We start from the raw sequence: 947 nt of genomic DNA, 5'->3' as shown, positions 1-947 counted from the left end.
CGATGTTGTACGTTACGAAGACCAATCCGCTGTTCTGTTGAATCATTGGCCGGAGAATCAAGCTCGTGTTGTACAGTGTGCAGTCTCTCGTATGAAAAGTCGGTACCAGTATCTCTCACCTGAATTTGAGCTCCTCCTATGATCTGCGTGACCTCTACTCTAATCTGTCCACCTTCTGCACGATGATCCAAACCATGAATAATCGCATTTTCCACTAATGGCTGAATAATTAAGGGCGGCACACGGATCTTTTGGATTTCGGGTTCTATCGTTAGCTGATACTGCAAACGATCTTCATATCTGAACTTTTGAATATCCAAATAACCTTGAACATACTTCAGTTCTGTTTCCAGCAAGATCATATCGCTATTGGTCTCAAGACTACTACGCAACAACGTACTGAGTAACCATACGACTTGGGCAATATCATCCTGCTGGCGAATATGGGCTTCCATCCGAATCGACTCCAGCGCATTGAATAGAAAGTGAGGATTAATCTGACTCGCTAGCATTTTAAATTTCATTTCATTTTGTCTTTGTTCTATCAGGCTTTTCTCTCGATTGGTTGTCTGGACTTCATGAAATAATCTGTCAATGTCTTTCACCAGTGCATTGAACTGGCGAGACAGCACTCCGATTTCATCATTGCCATCTATATGTAAAAAGGTTTTCCACGAACCAGAACGAACATTGTCTACATGATGGCTGAGTCGTTGAAGTCTTCTGGAAAGTAATAAAGCAGAAGCATACGTCAGCAAAGTGGCAACAATTAGCCTCGATGCAATCACTATACCGCCAAGAAAGTTCACATAATTGCCATCACGAGTAATCTCAGCAATTGAAAAAACGGAGATCATCCGCCGACTATTCCAGCTATCATTCGGTTGTAATTTAGCGCCTACACCTTTGCAGTCTTTTCCATCCATTCATATATTATACCTTCCCTC

1 protein-coding gene is annotated in these 947 nt (G+C 42.0%); it reads right to left on the bottom strand.

Annotation, left to right across the window (positions count from 1 at the left end; genetic code table 11):
* On the bottom strand, positions 1-926 hold a 926-nt coding region (locus PTI45_RS01515), incomplete at its 3' end, for a sensor histidine kinase (RefSeq protein ID WP_245703389.1).
* Positions 927-947 lie beyond the last annotated feature (21 nt).

The sequence above is a fragment of the Paenibacillus nuruki genome (assembly GCF_001721045.1).
In the GTDB taxonomy this organism is placed as follows: Bacteria; Bacillota; Bacilli; order Paenibacillales; family Paenibacillaceae; genus Saccharibacillus; species Saccharibacillus nuruki.
The sequence above is the reverse complement of the archived record's forward strand: the minus strand, read 5'-3'. Positions and strand labels throughout refer to the sequence as shown.